This is a genomic window from Aporhodopirellula rubra (assembly GCF_014192335.1).
Classification (GTDB): Bacteria; Planctomycetota; Planctomycetia; order Pirellulales; family Pirellulaceae; genus Rhodopirellula; species Rhodopirellula rubra.
The window spans coordinates 1-1,546 of record NZ_JACHXU010000066.1 but is presented as its reverse complement, the minus strand read 5'-3'; the positions used below and the strand labels follow the sequence as shown (position 1 = coordinate 1,546).

Genomic DNA, 1,546 nt, shown 5'->3' with positions numbered 1-1,546 from the left:
GTAACCGTTCACGGGGCGGTGCAACAAATTTGAGGATCTCTCTGGACACGAGGATCGGTTTTCTGCCCCAATACTTGCATGAGCAAGATACCGCCGGAACTCGAAGCCGAAATGACGCCCGCTGTCAAAGCGATCGTGCTGGCTTTGTTTGACCAAATTGATGAGCTTGAGAAACAAGTCAAAAGCCTTACCAACCAAGTTGAGAAACTGACTCCTCGCAATTCTTCGTTGCCGCCAAGCACCGAGCATCCTCACGCCAAGCCAAAACCTAAACCACGCTCGGGCAAGAAACGAAAACAGGGCGGGCAGAAAGGCCACAAGCGACATCTGCGAGAACTGATCCCCAGCGAACAATGTGCAACCCTCACACCCTGCTATCCCGAAGCTTGCCGTCGCTGCGGTGGGGAACTGCAACCGGATACCTCCGATCCGCAGCGGCATCAGGTCTGGGATTTGCCGCCAATCGAGCCCATCGTCGATGAATACCAACTCTTTCGTGGCCACTGCCCTTGTTGTGGAATCACCACCCGAGCAGAACTGCCCGCCGGGGTGCCGACGGGCCAGTGCGGACCGCGACTGGCAGCATTTACCGGCCTGTTGATGGGGCACTTTCGCCAAAGTAAACGACGCACTTCGATGTTCCTGGGGGATCTGCTGAACATTCCTTGCAGTCCCGCTTGGACAGTGAAAATTCAAAACCTCGTCAGTGAGTCGATCGCCACACCTTACGAACAACTTCGCGGTGAACTGGAGAGGCAATCGCAACTCTTTGTCGATGAATCGCCGACCCAAGAGAAGTCGATGAAGGCTTGGCTGTGGGTGGCCGTCGCACCGATGTTTGCTGTCTTTGGCATCTTCGGCAAACGATCGCGGGAGTCGCTTGTTTCGCTTGTCGGTGACTATTCAGGAATCATCATCAATTGTGACCGAGCCAAGATGTACCTTGATGGTAAACGACTTCAGTGGTGTTGGGCTCATTTGAAACGTGACATTCAAAAGCTAATCGATTCCAGTGACGCTCAAGTCAAGCGTTTGGGGCACGACTTGATGCGAGAGCAACGCCATCTTTTCGAGCAGTGGCGGAGATACAAGTCCGGCGAGATCACTTGGCGAGGCTTTCAGCGTTTAGCTGGGCCGATTCGGGATCAATTCAACAGCTACCTGCTGCGCGGTAGCTGGAGCGGCAATTCGCAACTGATGGGTTTCTGCGACGAAATCCTGCCTCGCAAAGAACACCTTTGGACTTTCTTGAACGTAGAGGGAATCGAGCCAACCAACAACACAGCCGAGCGGACACTTCGTCCAGCAGTGATTTATCGCAAACTGAGCTTCGGGACACAGAGTTCATCGGGTAGTCGTTACCTGGAGAGAATCTTAACAATTTCCGAAACCTGCCGTCTCCAAAACCACAACGCCTACGAATATCTGATTGAAGCGATGCGAGCCAAGTTCTCCGGTGATGCCGCACCATCTCTCCTGCCAAAAATATCTGAGCCAAGCGCCCCTGCTGCCGCCTGATTCATTGAACCGGGCTGTGAACGGTTAC

At 53.8% G+C, this 1,546-nt stretch carries 1 protein-coding gene; it reads left to right on the top strand.

The window, feature by feature from the left end; genetic code table 11:
• Window positions 1–78: 78 nt before the first annotated feature.
• On the top strand, window positions 79–1,518 hold the full coding sequence (gene tnpC, locus FHS27_RS30635) for an IS66 family transposase (protein ID WP_184310263.1): 1,440 nt from the start codon (window positions 79–81) through the stop codon (window positions 1,516–1,518).
• Window positions 1,519–1,546 lie beyond the last annotated feature (28 nt).

Excerpts from the sequence above, each read along its gene's own strand:
- tnpC (WP_184310263.1), top strand. The coding sequence starts at position 79 with ATGAGCAAGATACCGCCGGAACTCGAAGCCGAAATGACGCCCGCTGTC.